Source organism: Micromonospora sp. URMC 106 (genome assembly GCF_051386395.1).
Taxonomy (GTDB): domain Bacteria; phylum Actinomycetota; class Actinomycetes; order Mycobacteriales; family Micromonosporaceae; genus Micromonospora.
The window spans coordinates 1-22,596 of the sequence record NZ_JBPQTP010000109.1 but is presented as its reverse complement, the minus strand read 5'-3'; the positions used below and the strand labels follow the sequence as shown (position 1 = coordinate 22,596).

Annotated in this window: 26 protein-coding genes; 12 read left to right on the top strand and 14 right to left on the bottom strand. The window is 74.7% G+C overall.

Annotation, left to right across the window (positions count from 1 at the left end; all coding sequences use genetic code 11):
- Positions 1-1,208, bottom strand: a 1,208-nt coding sequence (locus ACSNOB_RS26070; RefSeq protein ID WP_436689260.1) for a cysteine desulfurase family protein, incomplete at its 3' end; no start/stop codon positions are given.
- On the opposite strand from ACSNOB_RS26070, the gene ACSNOB_RS26065 reads away from it, so the two are divergent.
- Entirely contained in the window at positions 1,207-1,641 is a 435-nt protein-coding gene (locus ACSNOB_RS26065) for an anti-sigma factor (protein ID WP_436689262.1), read from the top strand. The genes ACSNOB_RS26070 and ACSNOB_RS26065 overlap by 2 nt on opposite strands.
- A 158-nt stretch (positions 1,642-1,799) precedes the next feature.
- Here the strand turns inward: ACSNOB_RS26065 and ACSNOB_RS26060 are convergent, their stop codons facing one another.
- The 4 genes from ACSNOB_RS26060 to ACSNOB_RS26045 all read right to left on the bottom strand — a co-directional run bounded on the left by ACSNOB_RS26060 (position 1,800) and on the right by ACSNOB_RS26045 (position 5,150).
- On the bottom strand, positions 1,800-2,759 hold the full coding sequence (locus ACSNOB_RS26060; RefSeq protein ID WP_436689258.1) for an electron transfer flavoprotein subunit alpha/FixB family protein: 960 nt from the start codon (positions 2,757-2,759) through the stop codon (positions 1,800-1,802).
- Positions 2,760-2,770: 11 nt separating this feature from the next.
- A complete protein-coding gene (locus tag ACSNOB_RS26055) occupies positions 2,771-3,550 on the bottom strand; it encodes an electron transfer flavoprotein subunit beta/FixA family protein (protein ID WP_350704691.1) in 780 nt (259 codons plus the stop codon).
- A 392-nt stretch (positions 3,551-3,942) separates the two neighbouring features.
- Entirely contained in the window at positions 3,943-4,350 is a 408-nt protein-coding gene (locus ACSNOB_RS26050; RefSeq protein ID WP_436689256.1) for a hypothetical protein, read from the bottom strand.
- 2 nt (positions 4,351-4,352) lie between these two features.
- A complete protein-coding gene (locus tag ACSNOB_RS26045; RefSeq protein WP_436689254.1) occupies positions 4,353-5,150 on the bottom strand; it encodes a GNAT family N-acetyltransferase in 798 nt (265 codons plus the stop codon).
- Between the two features lie 40 nt (positions 5,151-5,190).
- Between ACSNOB_RS26045 and ACSNOB_RS26040 the strand changes: the two genes are divergently transcribed.
- The 3 genes from ACSNOB_RS26040 to ACSNOB_RS26030 are packed head-to-tail and all read left to right on the top strand — an operon-like array spanning position 5,191 to position 6,374.
- The gene (locus ACSNOB_RS26040) at positions 5,191-5,583 is read left to right on the top strand and encodes a YidH family protein (RefSeq protein WP_436689252.1); all 393 of its coding nucleotides are present in this window, start codon (positions 5,191-5,193) and stop codon (positions 5,581-5,583) included.
- A complete protein-coding gene (locus ACSNOB_RS26035; protein ID WP_436689250.1) occupies positions 5,580-5,927 on the top strand; it encodes a DUF202 domain-containing protein in 348 nt (115 codons plus the stop codon). Before ACSNOB_RS26040 ends, ACSNOB_RS26035 begins: the two co-directional genes overlap by 4 nt.
- A 27-nt stretch (positions 5,928-5,954) precedes the next feature.
- Positions 5,955-6,374: a PLD nuclease N-terminal domain-containing protein gene (locus ACSNOB_RS26030; protein ID WP_436689248.1), complete on the top strand. Its 420-nt coding sequence runs from the start codon at positions 5,955-5,957 to the stop codon at positions 6,372-6,374.
- Positions 6,375-6,392: 18 nt separating this feature from the next.
- Here ACSNOB_RS26030 and ACSNOB_RS26025 read toward each other — a convergent pair whose 3' ends face one another.
- From ACSNOB_RS26025 to ACSNOB_RS26010, 4 genes are all read right to left on the bottom strand, one after another.
- Positions 6,393-7,202, bottom strand: a complete 810-nt coding sequence (locus ACSNOB_RS26025) for an ABC transporter permease (protein ID WP_393105200.1) — start codon at positions 7,200-7,202, stop codon at positions 6,393-6,395.
- Positions 7,199-8,173, bottom strand: coding sequence for an ATP-binding cassette domain-containing protein (locus ACSNOB_RS26020; protein WP_436689245.1), 975 nt, complete (start codon positions 8,171-8,173; stop codon positions 7,199-7,201). The genes ACSNOB_RS26025 and ACSNOB_RS26020 overlap by 4 nt, the downstream gene beginning before the upstream one ends.
- A 144-nt stretch (positions 8,174-8,317) precedes the next feature.
- On the bottom strand, positions 8,318-9,940 hold the full coding sequence (locus ACSNOB_RS26015) for an acetolactate synthase (protein WP_436689243.1): 1,623 nt from the start codon (positions 9,938-9,940) through the stop codon (positions 8,318-8,320).
- A gap of 121 nt (positions 9,941-10,061) precedes the next feature.
- Complete coding sequence (locus ACSNOB_RS26010; protein WP_334608695.1) at positions 10,062-10,835, bottom strand: enoyl-CoA hydratase-related protein; 774 nt, start codon at positions 10,833-10,835, stop codon at positions 10,062-10,064.
- A gap of 99 nt (positions 10,836-10,934) precedes the next feature.
- Between ACSNOB_RS26010 and ACSNOB_RS26005 the strand changes: the two genes are divergently transcribed.
- Positions 10,935-11,411: a DUF6232 family protein gene (locus ACSNOB_RS26005; RefSeq protein ID WP_436689241.1), complete on the top strand. Its 477-nt coding sequence runs from the start codon at positions 10,935-10,937 to the stop codon at positions 11,409-11,411.
- Here ACSNOB_RS26005 and ACSNOB_RS26000 read toward each other — a convergent pair.
- Positions 11,408-11,677, bottom strand: coding sequence for a hypothetical protein (locus ACSNOB_RS26000; protein ID WP_436689239.1), 270 nt, complete (start codon positions 11,675-11,677; stop codon positions 11,408-11,410). The genes ACSNOB_RS26005 and ACSNOB_RS26000 overlap by 4 nt on opposite strands.
- 240 nt (positions 11,678-11,917) lie before the next feature.
- Here ACSNOB_RS26000 and ACSNOB_RS25995 point away from each other — a divergent pair, with 240 nt between their 5' ends.
- Positions 11,918-12,397 carry a DUF6232 family protein gene (locus ACSNOB_RS25995; protein WP_436689237.1) on the top strand — a complete coding sequence of 160 codons (480 nt, stop codon included), beginning with the start codon at positions 11,918-11,920 and terminating at the stop codon, positions 12,395-12,397.
- Between the two features lie 121 nt (positions 12,398-12,518).
- The gene (locus ACSNOB_RS25990) at positions 12,519-13,268 is read left to right on the top strand and encodes a hypothetical protein (RefSeq protein ID WP_436689235.1); all 750 of its coding nucleotides are present in this window, start codon (positions 12,519-12,521) and stop codon (positions 13,266-13,268) included.
- Positions 13,269-13,391: 123 nt separating this feature from the next.
- On the opposite strand, the gene ACSNOB_RS25985 is transcribed toward ACSNOB_RS25990, so the two are convergent.
- Together ACSNOB_RS25985 and ACSNOB_RS25980 are read right to left on the bottom strand one after the other, a co-directional pair.
- The gene (locus tag ACSNOB_RS25985; protein ID WP_436689233.1) at positions 13,392-14,288 is read right to left on the bottom strand and encodes a ribokinase; all 897 of its coding nucleotides are present in this window, start codon (positions 14,286-14,288) and stop codon (positions 13,392-13,394) included.
- Positions 14,289-14,371: 83 nt separating this feature from the next.
- Positions 14,372-15,178 carry an ABC transporter ATP-binding protein gene (locus tag ACSNOB_RS25980; RefSeq protein ID WP_436689231.1) on the bottom strand — a complete coding sequence of 269 codons (807 nt, stop codon included), beginning with the start codon at positions 15,176-15,178 and terminating at the stop codon, positions 14,372-14,374.
- A 119-nt stretch (positions 15,179-15,297) separates the two neighbouring features.
- Between ACSNOB_RS25980 and ACSNOB_RS25975 the strand changes: the two genes are divergently transcribed.
- The gene (locus tag ACSNOB_RS25975) at positions 15,298-16,308 is read left to right on the top strand and encodes an ABC transporter ATP-binding protein (protein WP_436689229.1); all 1,011 of its coding nucleotides are present in this window, start codon (positions 15,298-15,300) and stop codon (positions 16,306-16,308) included.
- Positions 16,305-17,318 carry an ABC transporter permease subunit gene (locus ACSNOB_RS25970; protein WP_436689227.1) on the top strand — a complete coding sequence of 338 codons (1,014 nt, stop codon included), beginning with the start codon at positions 16,305-16,307 and terminating at the stop codon, positions 17,316-17,318. The genes ACSNOB_RS25975 and ACSNOB_RS25970 overlap by 4 nt, the downstream gene beginning before the upstream one ends.
- 158 nt (positions 17,319-17,476) lie before the next feature.
- On the opposite strand, the gene ACSNOB_RS25965 is transcribed toward ACSNOB_RS25970, so the two are convergent.
- Positions 17,477-18,652 (bottom strand): ROK family transcriptional regulator, encoded by a 1,176-nt coding sequence (locus ACSNOB_RS25965; RefSeq protein WP_436689225.1) that lies wholly within the window; start codon positions 18,650-18,652, stop codon positions 17,477-17,479.
- 168 nt (positions 18,653-18,820) lie between these two features.
- Between ACSNOB_RS25965 and ACSNOB_RS25960 the strand changes: the two genes are divergently transcribed.
- Together ACSNOB_RS25960 and ACSNOB_RS25955 are read left to right on the top strand one after the other, a co-directional pair.
- Positions 18,821-20,272 (top strand): glycoside hydrolase family 3 N-terminal domain-containing protein, encoded by a 1,452-nt coding sequence (locus ACSNOB_RS25960; protein ID WP_436689223.1) that lies wholly within the window; start codon positions 18,821-18,823, stop codon positions 20,270-20,272.
- A gap of 161 nt (positions 20,273-20,433) precedes the next feature.
- On the top strand, positions 20,434-21,636 hold the full coding sequence (locus ACSNOB_RS25955; RefSeq protein WP_436689221.1) for a PP2C family protein-serine/threonine phosphatase: 1,203 nt from the start codon (positions 20,434-20,436) through the stop codon (positions 21,634-21,636).
- Between the two features lie 6 nt (positions 21,637-21,642).
- On the opposite strand, the gene ACSNOB_RS25950 is transcribed toward ACSNOB_RS25955, so the two are convergent.
- Entirely contained in the window at positions 21,643-21,996 is a 354-nt protein-coding gene (locus ACSNOB_RS25950; protein WP_436689219.1) for an STAS domain-containing protein, read from the bottom strand.
- Between the two features lie 170 nt (positions 21,997-22,166).
- Between ACSNOB_RS25950 and ACSNOB_RS25945 the strand changes: the two genes are divergently transcribed.
- On the top strand, positions 22,167-22,596 hold a 430-nt coding region (locus ACSNOB_RS25945), incomplete at its 3' end, for a hypothetical protein (RefSeq protein WP_436689217.1).

Here is a 22,596-nt window from a genome sequence, read left to right as displayed (position 1 = left end):
GGGCCGGTGAGGGTGTTGGCGGCGATGTCCGGTGGGGTCGACTCCGCCGTGGCGGCGGCGCGGCGCGCGCGGTCGACGGTGGCCGGGAGCGCGGCGACGAGGGCGTCGACGTCGGCGGAGGTGCTGGTGTGCCCGAGGGTGAAGCGCAGCGACGAGCGGGCCCGGTCGTCGTCGGCGCCCATGGCCAGCAGCACGTGCGAGGGCTGGGCCACCCCTGCGGAGCAGGCCGAACCGGTCGAGCAGGCGATGCCCTGGGCGTCCAGCAGGAGCAGCAGGGCGTCGCCCTCGCAGCCGGGGAAGGAGAAGTGCGCGTTGCCGGGCAGCCGGTCGGTCGGGTCGCCGTTGAAGACCACCTCGGGCACCGCGCGCCGGACCCGCTCGACCAGGTCGTCGCGGAGCGCGGCGATGCGGGCCGCGTACTCCTGCTGGCCCTTGACCGCCGCCTCCACGGCGACGGCGAAGGCGACGACGCCGGCGGTGTCGAGGGTGCCGGAGCGCACGTCGCGCTCCTGGCCGCCGCCGTGCAGCAGCGGGGTGGCGGGCACGTCGCGGGCGAGCACCAGCGCGCCCACGCCGGTCGGCCCGCCGAGCTTGTGCCCGGTCACCGTCAGCGCGGCGACCCCGCTCGCGGCGAAGTCGACCGGCACCTGCCCGACCGCCTGGATCGCGTCGGTGTGGAACGGCACCCCGTGCTCGGCGGCGACGGCGGCCAACTCGGCGACCGGCTGCACGGTGCCCACCTCGTTGTTGGCCCACATCGCGGTCACCACCGCGACCCGGTCGCCGTGCGCGGCCAGCTCGGCGCGCAGCTCGTCGGGGCTGAGCCGGCCGGCGGCGTCGACGGAGAGCCAGCCCACCCCCGCCCCCTCGTGATCGGCCAGCCAGTCCACCGCGTCGAGCACGGCGTGGTGCTCGACGGCGCTGGAGACCACCCGCGCCCGCCGGGCGTCGGCCTCCCGGCGGGCCCAGAAGATGCCCTTGACCGCGAGGTTGTCGCTCTCGGTCCCGCCGCCGGTGAAGACGACCTCGGAGGGCCGGGCGCCCAGCGCGGCGGCGACCCGCTCCCGCGACTCCTCCACCCGCCGGCGGGCACGGCGACCCGACGCGTGCAGCGAGGACGCGTTGCCCACCTCGCGGGCGGTGGCGACGTACGCCTCCAGTGCCTCGTCGAGCATCGGAGTCGTCGCCGCGTGATCCAGGTATGCCATCACGGTTCAGCCTATCGACCGTCCCCGGACGGGGCGGAGGCCGGAGTACGCCGGCCAACCCCGAGGACGGCAGCGCCGCCTTCCCGCCCGCCCTGCCGACCCGCCGGAAACGCCCGCTCCCCCGCTGGAGGCGTACGGCTCGACGCCGCCGGACGCCAACGGCGAGGCCCGGGTGTTCGACGACGGCAGGCTGCACCTGCACGTGACGAATCTCCCGGACGTCGTGGGGTACTACGAGGTCTGGCTCATCAACCCGCGCAACATGGAGATGTTCTCGGTCGGTGTGCTCGGCGACGAGCAGGACGAGCTGCTGCCGTTGCCACCGAACGTCGACCTTCAGGCATACTCAGTTGTCGACGTCTCCGCCGAGGCGTACGACAACAACACCGCCCGCTCCGGCACGAGCCTGCTGAGGGGCACCCTGACGGGCTGATCGGCGGGCCGGCTCAGCTCCCCGGCCCGCCGATCAGCTCCCCACGCGACCGCTCCGGCCGCCCGGCGCGGACGCGGCGGGGGCCGGAAACCCGCGAGACGCGACGAGGGCCGGGAACCGTCGCGCGGTTCCCGGCCCTCGTTCGGCCGAGCGTCAGCTCACTTGCGCTTGCGGATCTCCTCCGCGGCCTGCGGGACGACCTTGAACAGGTCGCCCACCACGCCGAAGTCGGCCAGCTCGAAGATCGGCGCCTCGCCGTCCTTGTTGACCGCGACGATGGTCTTCGAGGTCTGCATGCCGGCCCGGTGCTGGATGGCACCGGAGATGCCGAGCGCGACGTAGAGCTGCGGGGAGACGGTCTTGCCGGTCTGGCCCACCTGGAACTGGTGCGGGTAGAAGCCGGAGTCGACCGCCGCGCGGGACGCGCCGACGGCGCCGCCGAGCAGGTCGGCCAGCTCCTCGACCAGCTTGAAGTTGTCGGCGTTGCCGACGCCGCGACCGCCGGAGACGACCACGCCCGCCTCGGTCAGCTCGGGGCGCGAGCCCTTCTGCTCGGCGACCCGGTCGACGACCTTGGCCAGCTTGTCGGTGTCCGTGACCGCGACGGTGAGCTGCTCGACGGCCGGGGTGGCCGCCGCCGGGGTCGGGTTGACCGAGTTCGGCCGGACGGTGACCAGCGGCAGGCCGCGGGTGACCTTGGACTTGACGATGGTGGAGCCGGCGAAGGCCACCTGGGTGGCGGTGCCGTCGGCCGCCAGGTCGACCACGTCGGTCAGGATGCCGTTGTCCAGCTTGACGGCCAGGCGGGCGGCGATCTCCTTGCCCTCCTGCGACGAGGCGAGCAGCACGGCGGCCGGCTGCACCCGCTTGACCAGCTCGGCCACGACGGTGGCCTTGGGCGCCACCAGGTAGCCGTCGATCTCGTCACCCTCGGCGGCGTAGATCTTCTCCGCGCCGTACTCGCCCAGCTTGGCGCTCAGCGCGTCCGCCGCGCCGGCGCCGCCGAGCACGACCGCGCTCGCGGTGCCCAGTTCGCGGGCGAGGGTGAGCATCTCCAGGGTGACCTTCTTGACGCCGAATTCCCGGGTGGCTTCGACGACGACGAGAACCTCAGACATGTCCAGACCCCTCACACGAACTTCTCGGTGGCGAGGAACTCGACCAGCTTGACGCCGCCGTCGCCCTCGTCGGTGATCTTCGCGCCGCCGGAGCGCGGCGGGCGCTTGGTGTGCTCGAGCACGGCGCTCGTCGCGCCCTCGAAGCCCACCTCGGCCGGGGCGACGCCGAGGTCACCCAGGGAGAGCGTCTGCACCGGCTTCTTCTTCGCGGCCATGATGCCCTTGAAGGACGGGTAGCGCGGCTCGTTGATGGTGTCCCAGACGGAGACGACGGCGGGCGTGGCGGCGGTGACCACCTCGTAGCCCTCCTCGGTCTGCCGCTCGACGGTCAGGGTCGAGCCGTCGACGGTGAGCTTGCGGGCGCCGGTCAGCGCCGCGACGCCCAGCCGCTCGGCGATCATGTGCGGCATCACCTGCACCCGGCCGTCGGTCGACTCGGCGCCGCAGAGCACCAGGTCGGCGTTCAGCTGGCCGAGCGCGGCGGCGAGCACCTTCGAGGTGGCCACGGCGCAGGACCCGTGCAGGGCCTCGTCCACGACGTGCACGGCCTTGTCCGGGCCCATGGAGAGCGCCTTGCGGATCGACTCGGTCGCCCGGTCCGGACCCATGGTCAGGACGGTGACCTCGCCCCCGTGGGCCTCCTTGATCTTCAACGCCTCCTCGATGGCGTACTCGTCCATCTCGTTGATGACGTTGTTCGCCGAACCGCGGTCGACGGTGTTGTCGTCAGTGCGCAGGTTGCGGTCCGCGCCCGAATCGGGCACCTGCTTGACGAGTACGACGATGTTCATCGCGCTTCGACGACCCTCCTGTTGGTGTTGCGATCGCTCGCCCGGTCTGGGGCGCAGCCTCCCGCGTGACTTAACGATCGGTCAACCGCGGGCCGCTGTGCAGTTGCCCACGGGCGCAATGTTACCTGCCAGTAGCATGAACCTCCGGCGACCTCAGGGTGACACAGGTCACCGGCGGGCCGGCCGGGCGGTAATCTGACAAATCAGGAGGTGTCGCAAAATGCCAGATTCTGCCGCCGTCGCGCCACACGATTCGCCGCGGCGCCCCTGCCGCAGAGCGCGACCGGAGGCGTACCGGTGCGCCTGCGGCCGCCTCCGTGACCGGTGCGTCCGAGCCGCCGTCCGGGCGCTCTGGTCGCCGGCCCGGCGCACCCCCACGACGGCGGACCGGCTCAGGCCGGCTGAGCCAACGCGGCCCTGATCCGCTCAATCGCCGCCGCCTCGGCCGGCACCACCCCGCGGTGCGCCCCGGCCACCCGCTCGGCGGCGGAGAGCACCACGTCGCGGTAGGTCGCCACGTCCCGGGGCGACTTCTCGCGCAGGATCTCGACGGAGCGGCCGAGCGCCGGCAGCACCACCGCCTCGATCTCCGGCGCCGAGGCCCGCGGCAGCTTCGGCAGCGGCCCGCTGGTCAGCGCCTCCTTCACCACCCCGCTCGAGTCGGCCATCGCCCCGGAGGCGGCGAAGCTCTCCCGGAACAGGGCCACCATTCCCGGGTCGGCGTTGGCCACCAGGAAGACCGCCCCGAACGCGCCCGTCTTCAGGGTCAGCCGCTCCTCGGCCGTCAACCGCTGCTCCATGATCACGGAGTGTAGACGTACGGGGTGGTGGTCGTGACCGGGACGAGCCCGAGCCGCTGGAGGATCGGCCGGCTGTCGTCGGAGGCGTCCACCTGCAACAGCGTCCGGTCGCGCTGCGCGGCGAGCCGGGCCCGGTAGGTCACCAGCGCCCGGTAGATGCCCCGGCGGCGCCACGGGGCGAGCGTCGAGCCGCCCCACAGCGTGGCGAACCCGGTCCCCGGGACGTAGCGCACCCAGCCCGCGCTCACCACCTCGTCGCCCGCCTCGGCCACCACCACCGTGATCGACTGCGGGTCGGCCGCGATCTCCTTCTCCAGCCCGGCGGCCAGGTGGCTCCGGTCGGCATTCCAGACCGCCTCCTCCATCGCCACGATCCGGTCCAGGTCCGCGCGGGAGGTCACCTCGCGCAGGCGTACGCCCTCCGGGACGACCGGGAGCGCGGCCGCGAGCGGCGTCACCGGGCCGATCACGACGGTCTCCCGCTCCTCCGGCACGAACCCGGCGGCGCGCAGCCGCTCCGGCAGGTCCGCCGGCTCGTCGTGGCCGTGCAGCTTCCACTCCACCGACTCGCCGCGGGCGCGGAAGAAGTCCACCTGGCGGGCGATCAGCGCGTCCAGTGCCGCGCCGGTAAGCCCTTCGAGGTGGCGGTAGGTGAGGAAGCCGCCGTGGTCGAGGCCGAGGATGCGCACCAGCGGGCCGTCGCGGTCCACCGTCACCCCGGCCGGCAGCGGGTCGGGCACCCGCGCCCGCAACTGGTTGTCGTACGTCGTCCGCAGCGTCGTCGCGTCAAGATCCGTCACCGCTCCAGGCTACGACCGGCCGGAAGCGGATAATCGGCCCGTGTGGCAGGCGATCAGGCGATGGTTCGACCCGCGCGAGCTGCGCTCGGTCGGCAGCACCCCCGACTACCGCTTCTCGCTGGCCAACGAGCGCACCTTCCTGGCCTGGCTGCGTACCGGGTTGGCGCTGGTGGGGGGTGGGCTCGCCGCCGCCCAGTTCCTGCCGCCGCTGCCGCTGGCCCACCTGCGCGAGGTGATCGCCATCGCGCTGCTGCTGCTCGGCGGGACGGTGGCGGTCCGGGCGGTCGACCACTGGGCGCGTACGGAGCGGGCCATCCGCCTCGGCGAGGAGCTGCCCGCCTCCCGCTTCCCGGCGGTGCTCGCCCTCGCCGTCGGCCTCGGCGCGCTGTTGCTGGTGGCGGCGGTGCTGGCGCGGGCGATCGGCGACGGGTGAGCGCCGGCGCGCGGCGGACGCCGCGGGACCGCCCGGCGCGCGACCCCGGGCTGCAACCCGAGCGGACCCGGCTGGCCTGGCGGCGCACGGCGCTGGCGCTCACCGTGGTCATGGTGCTGACCGTGCGGCTGGCGCTCACCACCGCCCCCGCCGGCGGGGCGCTCGGCGCGCTGGTCGCCGGGGTCGCCGTGCTCGGCTGGGGCGCGGCGGTGGCGCTCTGCTGGCGGCGGGCCACCGGGGCCGGTCCCGCCCCGGTGCACGGGCGGGCGCTGCCCCTGGTCGCGCTCGCCACCGCCGGCTTCGCGCTGCTCGGCGCGGTCCTGGCGGCGCGCGGGCTGGGTTGACGGGACCGGGTGCGCCATCATTGACGCATGGCCCGGCTGTATGTCCTCCTCTTCCTGGCGCAGATCGTCCTCGCCGTCTGCGCGCTGATCAGCTGCCTCTCCGCCGAGGAGGGCGAGATCAAGGCCCTGCCCCGGATCGCCTGGGTGCTGATCATCCTGTTCTTCCCGCTGCTCGGCTCCGTCGCCTGGTTCGCCGCGGGACGCGAGCGCACCCCGGGCCGGCCCCGCGGCGGGGCGCCGAGGGGCCGGATCCTGCCGACCGGCGAGCGGCCCCGCCCGGTCGCCCCGGACGACGACCCCGAGTTCCTCAAGTCGCTCGGCGAGCGCTCTCGGCGGGAGGACCAGGAACTGTTCCGCCGCTGGGAGGACGACCTGCGCCGGCGCGAGGACGAGCTGCGCCGGCGCGAGGGCGAGCCGCCACGCGAGGAGGACCGCCCGGAGGTGTAGCCGACGGCCTGCCGTCGGTCACACGCGACGCCTCAGCCCGCGCACGGCGAGCGGGGCGAAGATCGCCGCGAGGAGGGCCGCCCAGAGCAGCGACCGCAGCACCGGCGCGGCGACCGGACCGCCGACCAGCAGGCCGCGCAGCGCGTCGGCCAGGATGGTGACCGGGTTGACCTCGACCCAGGCCTGGAGCCAGCCGGGCATGGTCTCGGTCGGCACGAACGCGTTGCTGGTGAAGGTGAGCGGGAAGATCACCATGAAGCCGAAGATCTGCACCTTCTCCGGCTCGTTGACGAGCACGCCGACCAGCACCGAGATCCACGACGCGGCCAGCGAGAACGCGAGCAGCAGGGCGAACGCCCCGAGCAGGCCGAGCGGGCCGTTGCCCAGCCGGAAGCCGAGGATCATGCCGACCCCGACGAGCAGCGACACGGACCACGCCTGCTTGACGGTGTCGGCGAGGATCCGCCCGGCCAGCGGCGCCCAGCGGGCGATGGGCAGCGACCGCAGGCGGTCGAAGACGCCCTTGGTGAGGTCGTTGTTCAGCCCGAAGCCGGTGGTCATGGTGGCGAAGAAGGCGTTCTGCACGATGATGCCCGGCAGCGCGAAGGTCAGGTAGTCCCCCGGCGAGCCGGCGATCGCCCCGCCGAACACGTACGTGAAGAGCAGCACGAACATCACCGGCTGGATGCTCAGGTCGAGCAGCTCCATCGGGTTGTGCTTGATCTGCACCAGGCTGCGCCAGGCCAGGGTGGCGGTGTGGCGCAGCCCGGCGGCGGGGCCGAGCCGGCGGGCCGGCGCGACCGGCGCGGTCAGGGTGGCGGCGGTCATGCCGGAGTCCTCTCCAGGTCGGCCCCGGTCGGGGCGTCGGCGTCGGCGCGGTGCCCGGTCAGCTGGAGGAAGACCTCGTCGAGGCTGGAGCCGCGCAGGGCCAGTTCGGCCACCGCGACGTGGGCGGCGTCGAGGCGGCTCACCACGGCGGGCAGCACGCCCGGATCGCTGACCGGCACGGTGACGGTGGTCTGGGTCACCTCCGGGGTGGCGTGGGCCGCCTCGCCGGCGATGGCCACCACGGTGGCCAGGTCGGCCGCGTCCGCCGGCCGGACGGCGAGGGCCTGCCCGCCGGTCCTGGCCTTCAGCTCCTCGGGTGTGCCCTGCGCGATGACCCGGCCGTGGTCGACGACGGCGATCTCGCCGGCGAGCTGGTCGGCCTCCTCCAGGTACTGCGTGGTGAGCAGCACGGTCACCCCGTCGGAGACGAGGCCGCGCACGATGTCCCAGAGCTCGTTGCGGCTGCGCGGGTCGAGGCCGGTGGTCGGCTCGTCGAGGAAGAGCACCTGCGGACGGCCGACCAGGCTGGCGGCGAGGTCGAGCCGACGGCGCATGCCGCCGGAGTAGGTCTTGGCGGGCCGGTCGGCGGCGTCGGTGAGGTGGAAGTCGGCGAGCAGTTGCCGGGCGCGCGCCTTGGCGTCGGCCCGGGTCGACCCGAGCAGCCGGCCGATGAGCAGCAGGTTCTCCGCGCCGGTGAGCGTCTCGTCGACCGAGGCGTACTGGCCGGTCAGCCCGATCAGTTGCCGCACCCGGTGGGCGTCGCGCACGACGTCGAAGCCGCCGATCGTGGCGTGCCCCTCGTCGGGGCGCAGCAGGGTAGCGAGCACCCGGACGGTGGTGGTCTTGCCGGCCCCGTTCGGCCCGAGCAGGCCGAAGACCGTGCCGGCGGGGACCGCCAGGTCAACTCCGGCGAGGGCGGTGGTGTCGCCGAAGCGGCGCACCAGCCCCTCGGCGCGGATCGCGTGATCCATCGCAACTCCTGTCGTTTCGCCCGTCGAGCGCCAGGACCGGCGATCCTGACATTTCGCCGGGCCCGGCGCTGACGTTACGACGACAGGAGCGGACGTTCCGCTGATTTAGCTACTGGTGAAACGCGTCCCGCGGCGGTCGGCGGCTCAGGCCAGGTTCGACGAGCGGGGGTACGCGTCGGCCGGGTCGGTGAGCACGTTGACCAGGTACGGCACGCCGGCGTCGAAGGCGCGCCGCAGGGCCGGCCCGAGGTCGCCGGCCTTCGCGACCGTCTCGCCGGCGCCGCCGAGGGCGCTCACCACCTGGTCGTAGCGGAGTTCCGGCTGGAGGTCGGCGGCGACGTCGTAGCCGTACATGGCGCGCATGGGGTGCTTCTCCAGGCCCCAGATGCCGTTGTTGCCCACCACGATCACCACCGGCAGCTTCTGCCGGGCGAGGGACTCCACGTCCATCAGCGAGAAGCCGGCCGCGCCGTCGCCCATCAGCACGCAGATCTGCCGGTCGGGGTGGCTGACCCGGGCGCCCATCGCGTAGCCCATGCCGGTGCCGAGGCAGCCGTACGGGCCCGGGTCGAGCCAGGTGCCGGGCTGGGCCGGCTCCAGGAACTTGCCGGCGTACGAGACGAAGTCGCCACCGTCGCCGATGGTGATGGCGTCGCGAGCCAGCACCTTGCGCAGCTCGCCGTAGACCCGCGCGGGCCGGATGGGGTCGGTCTCGGCGGCCATCTCCTCGGCGTCGCGCGCCTTCGCGGCGTCCTCGGCGCTGCGCAGCTCGGCGATCCAGCCGGCGTGGTCGGCCCGGTCGCCGGGGTGGTCGGCCAGCGCGGTGAGGATCAGCCGGAGGTCGCCGGCGGGGGCGGCGGCCGGCTGGACGTGCCCGGCGCGCTGGCTGGGCGCGTCGACGACGTGCACCACCTGGGCGTCGCCGAAGTCGCCGAAACCGAGCCGGAAGTCCAGCGGGGTGCCGATCACCACGACCATGTCGGCGCCCTTCAGCGCCACCCGGCGCGCCTTGGCGAAGGCGAGCGGGTGCTCCGGCGGCAGCGCGCCCCGGCCCATGCCGTTGGTGAAGACCGGCACCTGCAGCGCCTCGGCGGCCGCCCGCAGGGCGTCGACCGCGTCCCCGGCGTAGACGTCGGAGCCGGCGATGATCACCGGGCGGCTCGCGGCGGCGACCAGGGTGGCCGCCTTCGCCACCTCGTCCGGGTCGGGCTCGACCGGCGCGATCCCCGGCAGGGCCGGCAGTTCGGCGTCGGCGACCGAGAAGACCGCCTCCAGGGGGAAGTCGAGGAAGACCGGCCCCCGGTGCGGGGTGAGCGCGGCGGTCAGCGCCGCGGTCACCCCGCGCGGGATGTCGTCGGGGCTGAACACCGTCTCGGCGTGCTTGGTGACCGGGGCGACCAGGGGGAGGTGGTCCATCTCCTGGAGGCTGCCCGAGCCCCAGCGGAACTGCGGGGCCCGCCCGCCGAGCACCAGCACCGGTGAGGCGTTGAAGTAGGCGCTGGTCAGCCCGGAGATGCCGTTGGTGACGCCGGGGCCGGCGGTGAGCACGGCGAGGCCGGGACGGCGCTGGAGCTTCGCCACCGCCTCGGCGGCGAAGACCGCGGACTGCTCGTGCCGGACGTCGTAGATGGGGAAGTCGGTCTTGTGCGCGGCGTCGTAGAGCGGGAAGACGTGCCCGCCGGAGAGGGTGAACATCTCCCGCACCCCGTACGCGCGCAGCGCCGCGAGCGCGAGCTCCCCGCCGTGACCTTCGATCCGCTCCGTCATCACCGCTGTCCCTTCGTCCGCATGACCGGAGTCACACGCTACTCACCGGTAGGCGGAATGTGAACCGTCCTCGGCTCGGCGTGCGGGCCGGCGGGTGCGCCCCGACGGCCCGCGCCGCCGGTCAGCGGCCGGTGAAGTCGGGCTTGCGCTTCGCCACGAACGCCGCCATGCCCTCGCGCCGGTCGTCGGTGGCGAAGAGCGCCGCGAAGAGCTGGCTCTCCCACGCGAGGCCGGAGTTCAGGTCCATGTCGAGGCCGCCGTCGACCGCGAGCTTCGCGGCGCGCAGGGCCTGCACCGGGCCGGTGAGGTACGGGCGGACCAGCTCGACCGCGGTGTCGTAGACCTCGGCGGCCGGGGCGACCCGGTCGGCCAACCCGATCCGCAGCGCCTCCTGGGCGTCCACCATCCGGCCGGACATGATCAGGTCCTTGGCGCGGGCCGGGCCGACCAGGCGGGCCAGCCGCTGGGTGCCGCCCGCGCCCGGGATGATGCCGAGCTTGATCTCCGGCTGGCCGAGCTTCGCGTCCTCGGCCACCACCCGCCAGTCGCAGGCCAGCGCCAGCTCACAGCCGCCGCCGAGGGCGTAACCGGTGATCGCGGCGACGACCGGCTTGGGGATCCGGGCGATCGCGCCGAGCGCGCTGGACAGGTCGGCGGCCCGGTCGGCCATGTCCACGTAGGACATGTCGGCCATCTCCTTGATGTCCGCGCCGGCGGCGAAGACCTTCTCCCCGCCGTACACGATGACGGCGCGGACACCCGGGTCGGCGGTGGCCGCCGCGGCCGCGGCGCGCAACTCCTCCTGCACCTGGGTGTTCAGCGCGTTCATCGGCGGCCGCTCCAGCCGGATGGTGCCGATGCCGTCCTTGGTCTCCAGCCGCACGAACTCGCCCACGCTGACCCTCACTTCCTCGTCGAAGTCGCGAGCCAACCTTACGGCCCACCTCGTTGGGGTAAGTAGTGTGGTCTCAGGCCCGCCACCGGGAGTGCTGCCATGATCACTTACTACGACGACAGGTCGGTGCAGATCACGTCCACCGCCGTGCGCGTGGACGGCCGCACGTTCCGGCTGGCCGACATCAGCATGGTCTGGCACCAGCGCGGCAGCCGGTCCTGGCGGGTGCTCGCCGGCCGGGGCGCGATCGGCGCGGCGCTGGCCGGCCCCCTGGTGGCCGCCGCGCTCGGCATCGCCCTGGCGCTCCGGCTGGACCGCTCCCTCACCGTCACGGTCGCGATCGTCGGCACCTCGGTGCTGGTCGGGCTCGCCGTCGGGCCGGTCGCCGACTTCCTCTTCGAGCACCTCGACCGCTCCTACGCGCGGGGCAGCCGGCAACTGGAGATCTGGGCCCGCTGGCGCGGCCAACCGGTGCGGCTGCTGAGCACCGGCGACGCGCTGCGCTTCGGTCAGATCTACCGCGCGGTGCAGCGGGCCGTCGAGGCCGGCCAGCCGGCGACGCCCCGCCGGTACTAGAACTCGATCGGCTCGTCCGGCAGCATGCCGAGACCGCGCAGCAGCCCGTAGAGGTCCTGCTCGCCCCAGAACCGCACGATCCGGCCCTCCGCCAGCCCCGCCGAGGCGACGGCCTGCTCGACGAGGTGCCGCCCCCGCACCCCGACGCCGGAGCCGTGGGTCCGCACGTCCTCGTCGACCACCGCGCGCAGCTCCGCCAAGTCCTTGGTGACGAACGTTCGCAGGTAGCGCCGGACCACCTCGACGTTGCGCTCCTGCTCCGTCATGACCGGTCACGGTACCCACCCCGTGCCGCACCGCCCCGCACCGCCGGCCACTCGGGGAAGCAGCAACCCCGCCGCACGCGCCCTGTCGAGCTGATGTCGCAAACGACTCAACCGGCGAGACCGGGGCCGGAAACCGGCGATGTCGTAAACGATTCAGCTCGACAGCGGCCGACCGGTCACCAATGGCCGGCGGACGGGCGCGACCCGGCGGCAACCGCCCGCCAGCGGTTAGGCTTAGTGATGACCCTCTATTACCGGGACGACGCGGTGCAGGTGACCTCGGAGTCGATCCGGGTGGGAGGCCACGCCGTCGCGATCGCCGACGTGACGTACGTCTGGCACGCGCAGGGGCCGAAGACGCTGGCGGTCCGCGGACGGGTGCTGGGCCGCGGCGTCCTGGTCCTGCTCCTCTCGCTGCCCCCGCTGGTCGCGGTGGTCTGCGTGCTCTCGCTGGCCTGGTCGGCGCAGGACCGGGGCGAGTGGCAGCTGGCGCTGGTCATCCTCGCGGCATGCGCGGTCGGCGCGCTGGCCCTGACCCCGTTCCTGGAGATCCCGCTCGGCTGGCTCGACCGCTCCTACGAGCGCGGCAGCAAGGTGCACGAGCTCTGGGTCCAGCACCACGGCCGGGAGGTGCTGCTGCTGCGCACGCCGGACGCGCTGCGGTTCGGGCAGATCTACCGGGCGGTCCAGCGGGCGGTCGAACGGCACACGGATCCCTGAGCCCGGGTCGGCACGCCGCCGGCCCACGCTCGGCACGCCGCCGGCCCACGCTCGGCACGCCGCCGGTGTCGCCACCCGTCCCGTCCGGCGGTCCGGGCGCGGGGGACGCACACTTGGTGCCATGGTGATTCCCCTCCCCCGGCCCGCCGCGGTCGTCGGTCTGACCCGCACCGCCCTCGACCAGGCCCTCGGCTCGGCAGCCTCGTTCGCCGCGGTGCCGGCCCGCGCGTTCGCCGTGCTCGACTCGGTGGAGGCGCTGCTGCGCCGGGTCGAGGGCGTGGTGGACCGGATCGACGGCGTCGTGGACCGGGCCGAGCAGACACTCGACCGCACCGACCGGGTGCTCACCGACGCCGAGGCCGCGGTGCGGGAGGTGGGCGTGATCAGCGCCGCAGCGACCACCGCGATCGAGACCGCCACCGAGGTGGCCGCCGCCGCGGCCGTCGTGGTCGGGGAGGCGGAGAAGGTGTCCCGCACCGCCGGTGCCGTGGTCGCCGAGGCCGAGGCGGTGGCCGGCCGGGCCGCCGGCACCGTGGGCACCGCGGCGGAGGCGGCGGCCACCGCCGCCGAGCTGCTGACGGCGTACGAGCCGGCGCTGCGCCGGGCCGCCCCGATGGCGACCCGGTTCGTCGAGCAGCTCAGCCACGAGGAGGTGACCGCCGCGATCCGCCTCGTCGACGAGCTGCCCAAGCTCAAGCAGCACCTGACGGCGGACATCCTGCCGATCCTGGCCACCCTGGACCGGGTCGGCCCGGACCTGCACGACCTGCTCGACGTCACCCGCGACCTGAAGCTCGCCGTCGCCGGCATCCCCGGGCTGGGCATGCTCCGCCGCCGGGGCGAGAAGCTCACCGACGACGTTGAGGCGTAGGCAGAGGCGCGTCCGCCCGTGGGCCGATCCGGTCGGTCGGCCCGGCCACGACGGGCAGCAGGCCCGGGTCGCCGGCGTCCTGGGGCACGGGCCGCCTGGGCCAGGGTCCGGCTTGCCGCCGGGTCAGGCGGGAACGTACAGCTCGTCGATCTCGGCCCGGCTGGGCAGCGCCACCGAGGCGCCGAGCCGGCGGGCGCAGGCCGCCCCGGCCGCCGCCGCCCAGCGCACCGCGTCGACCACGTCGCGGCCCTCACCCCAGGCGACCGCGAGCGCGGCGGTGAAGGCGTCCCCGGCGGCCGTGGAGTCCACCACGTCGACCCTGACCGCGGGCACGTGCACGGCGGTGCCGTCCCGGTCGCCGTACCAGGCGCCCTGCGCGCCGAGGGTGAGCACCGCCCGGGGCACCAGGTCGAGCAGGGCGGACGGGTGCTCCCGGCCGCGCCCGGTGAGCGCCTGCGCCTCGTTCTCGTTGACGACCAGCAGGTCCGTCGCGGCGAGCAGCTCCGGGGGCACCGGCACGGCCGGGGCTGCGTTGAGCACCACCCGGGTGCCGGCCGCCCGCGCGGCGGCCGCCGCCCGGGTCACCGTCCCGACCGGGATCTCCAGCTGCGCGAGCAGCACGTCCGCCTCGCGTACGGCGGTCAGCTCCGGCTCGGTGAGGTCGGTCATCGAGGCGTTCGCGCCGGGGGTGACCAGGATCGCGTTCTCCCCCTCGGCGTTGACCATCACCAGCGCCACGCCGGACGTGCCGTACGTGGTGCGGAGGTGGTCGGTGTCGACCCCGGCGGCGGCGATCCGGGCCCGCAGGGTCACGCCGAACGCGTCGGAGCCGATCGCCCCGAGGAACGCGCAGGAGGCGCCGGCGCGGGCCGCGGCGATGGCCTGGTTGGCGCCCTTGCCGCCGGGCACCATGACGAAGCCGGTGCCGAGCAGGGTCTCCCCCGGCCGGGGCAGGGCGGGGGCGGTGCCCACCAGGTCCATGTTGGCGCTGCCCACCACGACGACCCGGGTCTGCCGCATCGCCACCTCCTCGCCGCCGAAACGCTGCGGCGAAGTCTAGGACCCCGCCGGCGGCCGCCGATCCGGCCCACGGCCCACCGGGATCAGGCGGCGCGGGCGGTGTACCGGTCGCCGGAGCGCTCGACCACCAGGGGCAGCCCGAAGGTCTTGGAGAGGTTGTCCCCGGTGAGCGTGTCGCCGAGCAGGCCCTGGGCCACCACCTGGCCCTCGCGCAGCAGCAGCGCGTGGGTGAAGCCGGGCGGGATCTCCTCCACGTGGTGGGTGACCAGCACCAGCGCCGGGGCGTCCGGGTCGTACGCCAGCTCGGCCAGCCGGGCCACCAGATCCTCACGCCCGCCCAGGTCGAGCCCGGCGGCGGGCTCGTCGAGCAGCAGCAGCTCCGGGTCCGTCATCAGCGCGCGGGCGATCTGCACCCGCTTGCGCTCCCCCTCGGACAGCGTGCCGTAGGCGCGGTCGGCGAGGCCACCGATGCCGAGCTGGCCCAGCAGCGCGCGGGCGCGCGCCTCGTCGCCACTGTCGTAGCTCTCCCGCCAGCGCCCGAGCACCGACCAGGCGGCCGTGACGACCACGTCGCTGACCCGCTCGTCGGCGGGCACCCGCTCGGCCAACGCGGCGGTGGAGAGCCCGATGCGGGTACGCAGCTCGTTGACGTCGGTGCGGCCGATCCGCTCGCCGAGCACGTGGGCGGTGCCGGTGGTCGGGTGCAGCCGCCCGGCGGCGAGGTTGAGCAGTGTCGTCTTCCCGGCGCCGTTCGGGCCGAGCACCACCCAGCGCTCGTCCAGCTCGACCCGCCAGTCCACGTCGTGCAGCAGCGCCGTGCCGGACCGGCGTACACCGACGCCGTCGAGGCTGATCACCAGATCCGCGTCACCAGTCACCCGACCATCCAACCACGCAACGCCGCGGCGCCCCCCACGGGCGGCGCCCCGGTCATAGGGTGAGGCGCCGTGTCGTTGGTCACCACATCCGAAGGACGGTCCATGCCCGGTCGGAACGCGGAGCCGCGCTGGTGAGCGCGGTCATCGAGATCGAGGGTCTGCACAAGACCTTCCACAGCCTGCGGCAGGGACGCCGGGTGGCGGTCGACGGTTTCGACCTGCTCGTGGAGCCCGGCCAGATCCACGGCTTCCTCGGCCCCAACGGGTCGGGCAAGACCACCACGCTGCGCGCCCTGCTCGGCCTGGTGCGCGCCGACGCCGGCCGGATGACGGTGCTCGGCGTGCGCGCGCCGGAGCACCTGCAGGCGGTGGCGGGGCGGGTCGGGGCGATCGTGGAGAGCCCGCAGTTCTTCGGCAACTTCACCGGCCACCGCACCCTGCGCCTGCTCGCCCGGGCCGGCGGCGTGCCGGTCGCCCGGGTCGACGCGGTGCTGGAGCAGGTGGGCCTGCGGGACCGGGGCGACGAGCGGGTCAAGGGCTACTCGCTGGGCATGAAGCAGCGCCTGGCGGTGGCCTCGGCCCTGCTCAAGGACCCGGAGCTGCTGATCCTCGACGAGCCGGCGAACGGGCTGGACCCGGCCGGCATCCGGGAGATGCGGGACCTGATGCGCTCGCTGGCCGAGGCCGGCGTGACCGTGCTGGTCTCCAGCCACATCCTGGCGGAGATCCAGCTGATCTGCGACCACGTCACGATCATCTCGCGGGGTCGGCGGGTGGCCGCCGGGCGCGTCGACGAGGTGTTGGCCGGCTTCGACCGGCACGAGCTGCTGGTGCGGGTGGACGAGCCGGAGCGGGCGGCCGAGCTGCTGACGGCCGCGGGGCTGGCGGTGACCGGGCACGACGACCACTTGGTCGTGGGCGGCGTCGACGACGCCACGACCGTCAGCCGCGCGTTGGGTGAGGCCGGCCTGTGGGTCCGCGAGCTGACCCCGCTGCGGCCCGACCTGGAGAGCGCCTTCCTCGAACTGACCGGCGCGCCGGCGCACCCGGCGGTGACCCGGCAGGTCGACGACACGGTGCTGCCCGACCAGCGCGACCGGGAAACGGTGATCGACCTCGACGCGAAGGGAGTGGACGCGTGAACCTGGTCCGTGCCGAGCTGGAGCGTCTCGGCGCCCGGCGCTTCGTGCAGCTCATGCTGGTCCTGCTGGTGCTCGCGTTCGGGGTCACCGCGGCGACCACCCTCGCCGGCTCGCACCGGCCCACCGCACAGGAGGTCCTCGACGCCGAGCAGCAGGCCGCGGCGGCGCGCCAGCAACTGGAGCGCACCCACCGGCTGTGCCTGGACCGGCAGCGGGGCCTCCTGCGACCGGACGAGGTGGGCGTGTACCTCCCGGACGACTGCAGCGAGGTCGATCCGGCCCGGGTGGAGCGCGTGCCCGTGACCGCCGACTACCTGACGGGGGTGTTCACCTTCGCCTCGGAGGCCGAGCCGCTGCTCTACTTCCTCATCGCGTTCCTGGTGCTGTTCGGGTTCCTGGTCGGCGCCTCCTACATCGGCGCCGACCTGAACTCGGGCGGGGTGGTCAACCTGCTGCTCTGGCGACCCCGGCGGCTGACGGTACTCGGCACCAAGCTGGGCGCCCTGCTCGGCGCGGTGGCGCTGCTGTCGGTGCTCGCCTCCGCGGCGTACCTCGGGGCGTTCTGGCTGATCGCCCAGGTCGCGGGGCAGCCCGGGCGGCTCGACGGCGAGTTCTGGCGGTCGCTGGGCGCCATCTGGGGGCGCGGCATGGTGCTGGTGCTGTTGGCCAGTGCGGTCGGCTTCGCCATCGCCACGCTGGGCCGGCACACCTCGGCGGCGCTCGGCGCGGTCGCCGCGTACGCGGTGGTCTGGGAGCTCGGGGCCCGGCTGGTGCTGGAGATCCTCGACGTGTCCCGGCCGGACCGGTTCATGCTCTCCAGCTATCTGGGCGGCTGGCTGACCGGGCGGGTCGAGTTCTTCGACGACCGGCCCTGCACCGACGGCCCCTCCGGCTTCTGCGACAGCATGTACGCGCTGACCTGGGGCCCGTCGCTGGCCGTGCTGCTCGCGCTCACCGGCGTGTTGACCACGGCCGCCTTCGTGCTGTTCCGCCGCCGCGACCTGATGTGACCTGCGGGGACACCGGCCCGGATGCGGCAAGACCTTGCAGCATCCGGGCCGGTGGTGAAATATTCCTTCACATGACGCGCGGCCTCCTCCGACCCCGCCGGTCCGGGTCGGCGGGGTCCGCCGCGCGGTCCCGGGCGACGGCGGGCGGGTGGCCCCGGTCAGCCGACGGTCGAGCCGAAGACCTCGTCGCGGACCGCGTCCAGCGCGGTGCGCAGGGCGCCGCGCAGGATCGGCTCCTCGGTCAGCCCGGTGGGCACCACCCGGGGGCGGACCAGCGTGATCGCCGCGACCTCGTGCTGCACCCGCTCGGCCAGGGCCGCCCCGCCGGCCTGACCGACCTCGCCGGCCAGCACCACCAACGGCGGGTCCAGCACCACGCAGGTGCTCGCCACGCCGAGCGCCAGCCGGCGGGCCACCTCGTCGAGCATCGGGCCGCCGGCCGTGCCGTCGGCGACCGCGGCCCGCACCGCGACGGCGCCGCTGTCGTCCGGGTAGCCGTGCGCGCGGGCCAGTTCGCGTACCGCCTCCGCGCCGATCAACTGCTGGAACGCCGGCTTCGCCCGGCGGGAGACGTCGCGCGGGATGGGCGCCCCGGGCACCGGCAGGTAACCGATCTCGCCCGCGGCGCCGCTGCTGCCGTGGTGCAGCCGGCCGCCCAGCACGATGGCCAGACCGACGCCCGCGCCGACCCAGACCAGGACGAAGTCCGTCAGCCCCTGCGCGGCGCCCGACTGCGCCTCGGCGACCGCGGCGAGGTTGACGTCGTTCTCGAAGACCACCGGGGTGTGCAGGTCCTCCCGGAGGGCGGCGAGCAGACCGCTGTGCCAGCGCGGCAGGTTGAACGCGAAGGTGATGTCGCCGGTGCCCGGGTCGACCAGGCCGGGGGTGCCCAGCACGATCCGCCGTACGCTCGACAGCTGCGCCCCGGCGCTGCTCGCGGCCTGCATCACCGCGTTGTGCACGACGCCGACCGGGTCGTCGGTGTCCCGGGTCGACTGCTCGACGCGGCCGATCACCGCACCGGTGATGTCCGCGCAGGCGGCCACCACCCGGTCGGCGCCGACGTCCACCCCGACCACGTGCGCGCTGCCCGGCCGCACGGCGTAGAGCTGGGCGTTCGGCCCCCGCCCGCCGGCCTGCTCGCCGACCCGGGTGACCAGCCCCCGCTCCTCCAGCCGCTCGACCAGCTGGGACGCGGTGACCTTGGACAGCCCGGTCAGCTCGCCGAGCCGGGCCCGGGTCAGCGGCCCCTGCTCCAGCAGCAGCTCCAGCGCCGCGCGGTCGTTGAGCGCCCGCAACAGACGGGGGGTGCCGGGCAGCCGGGTCGAACTCATGCCACGTCCTCTAGTTTTGTTAAACCTTGCTAACTGTAAACGCACCTGCAAAACGGGTAGCCGTAGCGTATCGGCCGCCCGGGACCGGGTCGCTCGGCCGACCCGGTACGTCGCCGACCGCCACCGGTACGACATCCGTGCCGTCGGGCACCGAAAGGGGAAGATCACGTGGGGCTCGATCCAGGACTGCGCCGGCTCGCGCTCGGCACGCTGCTCGCCGCGTACCCGGGGCCGGTTCCGCCGGACTGGGCGGTCGACCTGGTGGCCGAGGGGCTCGCCGGGCACACCCTGTTCGGCACCAACGTCCACGACCCGGGGCAGGTGGCGGCCAGCACCGCCGCCCTGCGGGCGGGCCGGCCGGACGTGCTGGTCGCGATCGACGAGGAGGGCGGTGACGTCACCCGGCTGGCGCACGCCACCGGCAGCCCGTACCCGGGCAACGCGGCGCTCGGCGCCATCGACGACGTGGCGCTGACCCGCCGGGTCTACGAGGCCATCGGCGCGGAGTTGGCGGGCCTCGGCATCACCGTCGACCTCGCGCCCACCGTGGACGTCAACACCGCCGACGAGAACCCGGTGATCGGCACCCGCTCGTTCGGCGCCGACCCGGTGCGGGTCGCCGCGCACTCCGCCGCGGCGGTGGCCGGCCTCCAGGCCGCCGGGGTGGCGGCCTGCGCCAAGCACTTCCCGGGGCACGGCGCGACGGTCGCCGACTCGCACCACGAGCTGCCCACCGTGGACGTGCCGCTCGACGTGCTGCGCGAACGCGACCTGCCGCCCTTCGCCGCGGTCGTCGCGGCCGGCGCGCAGGCCGTGATGACCGCCCACATCCGGGTGCCGGCGCTGACCGGCGACGGCCCCGCCACGTTCAGCCGGGCGGTCCTGGTCGACCTGCTCCGCGACGAGTACGGCTTCACCGGCACCGTCATCACCGACGCCCTGGAGATGAAGGGCGCGGCCGTGGCCGCCGGCGGCGTGGGTCCCGCCGCCGTACGGGCCCTCGCCGCCGGCGCCGACCTGCTCTGCATCGGGGCCCAGGTCGACGCCGGGCTGGTCGAGCGGGTGGTCGCCGAGATCGTCGCGGCGCTCACCGACGGCCGCCTGGACCGGGCCCGGGTCGAGGAGGCGGCCGGCCGCGTCGCGACGCTCGCCGCCTGGACCCGGGCCACCGGCGCGACCTCGGCCGCCCCCACCCAGCTCGGGTACGCCGCCGCGCGGCGCGCCGTCCGGGTGGAGGGGGAGCTGTCCGGGCTGGACCGCCCGCTGGTCGTCCAGTTGCACGCCGCGTCGACGATCGCCGAGGGACGGGTGCCGTGGGGCCTCGGCCCGCACCTCGACGGCGTGCAGGAGCTGCGGGTGGTGGCCGCCGAGACGGACCCCGCGACCCTGCGCCGGCTCGCCGGGGACCGGCCGATCGTGCTGGTCGGCCGGCACCTGCACCGCCTGCCGGGCGGCCCCGAGCTGGTGGGCGCGCTGGCCGCCGCGCATCCGGTGACCGTGGTCGAGATGGGCTGGCCCGGCCGGTGGCGGCCGGCGGGCGTGCGGGCGTTCGTCACCACGTACGGCGCGAGCCACGCCAACGGCCGGGCGGCGGCCGAGGCGCTCGGCCTGGCCGGCTGACGCTGGCGGCCACGGCCGGGCGGTCCGGCGGCGGACCGCCCGGCCGGGCGTCACCGCCCCGGGCGGCCCGGATGCCGCCGTACAGCCGGCGTCGGGCCGGCGGGCGCATCCGGTCCGCTCCGGGCGGCTTTGGCGGGGCGGGCTCGGGGTATGCGACAGGAATGACCGCCACCGACCCCTGGCACCGGGCGCTGGCCGACCTCGTGTCCCTGTCCCACCGGCTGCCCCCGGACCAGTTGTCGGTCGCGATCAACACCGTGCTCCGGCCGCTGGGCGCGACAGCGACCACCTACCTGGTCGACGCCGAGCAGCGCCACCTGCGCCCGCTGCCGGAGCCGGGCCGGCCGACGCCGGACCCGTTGCCGATCGACAGCAGCCTGGCCGGTCGCGCCTTCACGCAGGTCGAGGTGCACGCCGGGCAGGGCCCGCCGCCCCGGCTCTGGGTGCCGGTCGTCAACGGCACCGACCGGCTGGGGCTGCTGGAGGTGTTCCCGCCGGCCGGGACCGACCTCGCCGACGAGGCGGTCCGCGACGGCTGCCGGCTCGTCTCCGGCCTGGTAGGCCACCTGGTCAGCAGCAAGAGCGCGTACGGTGACCTCCTGCACCGGACGCGCCGCAGCCGCTCGATGGGGCTCTCCGCCGAACTACTCTGGCAACTGCTCCCGCCGCTCACCTTCGCCACCCCGGACGTCGCCGTCAGCGCCCTGCTCGAACCCTGTTACGAGGTCGGTGGGGACGCGTTCGACTACGCCGTGGACGGCGGGATCGTGACGCTGGCGATGCTCGACGGGGTGGGGCACGGCCTGCCGGCGGTGCTGACCACCTCGGTCGCGCTGGCCGCGCTGCGGGCGGCCCGGCGCGCCGGCGCGGACCTGCCGGGGCTGGTGCGGGCGGTCGACGGCGCGATCGCCGCGCAGTGGCGGGACGGGCGGTTCGTCACGGCGGTGCTCGCGGAGTTCGACACCCGCACCGGGCGGCTGTGCTACGTCAACGCGGGGCACCCGCCGCCGGTGCTGCTGCGCCGGAGGCGGGTTGTGCAGGCGCTGGACGGGGGCCGGCGGCTCCCGCTCGGCCTGCCGGATGACCGGGTCGGCGTGGCGGAGATCCGGCTGGAGCCCGGTGACCGGTTGCTGCTGCACACCGACGGGGTGACCGAGGCGCGCGATCCGGCGGGCGAGATGTTCGGGCTCTCCCGGCTGGCCGACCTCGCCGAGCGGCACATCGGCGCCGGGCTGCCCGCGCCGGAGACCCTGCGCCGGCTGAGCCACGCGGTGGTCGCGCACCAGGCCGGGCCGCACCGGGACGACGCCACCCTGATGCTCGTCGAGTGGTCGGCCGCGGCCGCCGCCAGCACCGAGCCCTGAGCGGACTCAGTCGAGCCCGCGCCACCCACGCAGGACGGGCGGCCCGGCGGCATCGCCGTCGGCCAGCCCGAGCAGCGCGCCGACCCCGGTGATCCGCAGGACCCGCGCGACCACCGGCTGCGGGTCCTCCACCCGCAGCGTCACGCCGCGCTCCCCGCCCACGGCGACGCCGTGGACGAGGACGCGGACGCCGCTGGAGTCGAGGAAGCGGACGTCGGCGAGGTCGACGACGACCTCCCGGACGCCGGGCCGGTGCAGCGCGTCGGTGATCGTGGCGCCGAGCGCGTCGGCCGTGGCCATGTCGATCTCGCCGGACGGGCGCACGAACACCTGCCCCGGCTCCGTGTCCCGCTCGTCCATGGACCGCCTCACCGTCGAGAAGACGCGCCGAGACCGGCGCGGGTCGACCATACCGACCGCCGCCCCGGCAGGGCCACGTGGAAGCCTCGCCACCGCCTCTTGAACACGTTCAAAAACTGCCCTACGCTCGGGGCACGCGATTTGAACACGTTCAAGAAGGGCGTCGGCGAATGGACACCAAGGTCTGGATGTACCTGGTCTACCTGGCGGTCAGCATCGGCCTGACCGTGTGGGTGGCCCGGGCGCTCTCCCGCAACGGGCTGGTCTTCCTCGAGGAGGTGTTCGCCGACGAACGGCTGGCCGGGGCGGTCAACAGCCTCCTCGTGGTGGGCTTCTACCTGCTCAACCTCGGCTACGTGACGGTGGCGATGAGGCATCCCGACCCGGTCGGCTCCACCGCCGAGGCCATGGAGGAGCTGTCTCTCAAGATCGGCCTGGTGCTGCTGGTGCTGGGCGCGCTGCACTTCTTCAACGTCTTCGCGCTCGGCCGCTACCGCCGGGGTCGCCTGCGTCAGCTCGCCACCCATCCCCCGCTCGCCCCGGTCGGCCGGCTGCCCGTGCCGCCCGCGCCCCGGGGCCCCCACCCGGCCGGTCCCCACC

Excerpts from the sequence above, each read along its gene's own strand:
- ACSNOB_RS26060 (WP_436689258.1), bottom strand. The coding sequence starts at position 2,759 with ATGTCTGAGGTTCTCGTCGTCGTCGAAGCCACCCGGGAATTCGGCGTC.
- ACSNOB_RS26055 (WP_350704691.1), bottom strand. The coding sequence starts at position 3,550 with ATGAACATCGTCGTACTCGTCAAGCAGGTGCCCGATTCGGGCGCGGAC.
- ACSNOB_RS26050 (WP_436689256.1), bottom strand. The coding sequence starts at position 4,350 with ATGGAGCAGCGGTTGACGGCCGAGGAGCGGCTGACCCTGAAGACGGGC.
- ACSNOB_RS26030 (WP_436689248.1), top strand. The coding sequence starts at position 5,955 with ATGGCCCGGCTGTATGTCCTCCTCTTCCTGGCGCAGATCGTCCTCGCC.
- ACSNOB_RS26025 (WP_393105200.1), bottom strand. The coding sequence starts at position 7,202 with ATGACCGCCGCCACCCTGACCGCGCCGGTCGCGCCGGCCCGCCGGCTC.
- ACSNOB_RS26020 (WP_436689245.1), bottom strand. The coding sequence starts at position 8,173 with ATGGATCACGCGATCCGCGCCGAGGGGCTGGTGCGCCGCTTCGGCGAC.
- ACSNOB_RS26015 (WP_436689243.1), bottom strand. The coding sequence starts at position 9,940 with ATGACGGAGCGGATCGAAGGTCACGGCGGGGAGCTCGCGCTCGCGGCG.
- ACSNOB_RS26005 (WP_436689241.1), top strand. The coding sequence starts at position 10,935 with ATGATCACTTACTACGACGACAGGTCGGTGCAGATCACGTCCACCGCC.
- ACSNOB_RS26000 (WP_436689239.1), bottom strand. The coding sequence starts at position 11,677 with ATGACGGAGCAGGAGCGCAACGTCGAGGTGGTCCGGCGCTACCTGCGA.
- ACSNOB_RS25995 (WP_436689237.1), top strand. The coding sequence starts at position 11,918 with ATGACCCTCTATTACCGGGACGACGCGGTGCAGGTGACCTCGGAGTCG.
- ACSNOB_RS25990 (WP_436689235.1), top strand. The coding sequence starts at position 12,519 with ATGGTGATTCCCCTCCCCCGGCCCGCCGCGGTCGTCGGTCTGACCCGC.
- ACSNOB_RS25985 (WP_436689233.1), bottom strand. The coding sequence starts at position 14,288 with ATGCGGCAGACCCGGGTCGTCGTGGTGGGCAGCGCCAACATGGACCTG.
- ACSNOB_RS25965 (WP_436689225.1), bottom strand. The coding sequence starts at position 18,652 with ATGAGTTCGACCCGGCTGCCCGGCACCCCCCGTCTGTTGCGGGCGCTC.
- ACSNOB_RS25955 (WP_436689221.1), top strand. The coding sequence starts at position 20,434 with ATGACCGCCACCGACCCCTGGCACCGGGCGCTGGCCGACCTCGTGTCC.
- ACSNOB_RS25950 (WP_436689219.1), bottom strand. The coding sequence starts at position 21,996 with ATGGACGAGCGGGACACGGAGCCGGGGCAGGTGTTCGTGCGCCCGTCC.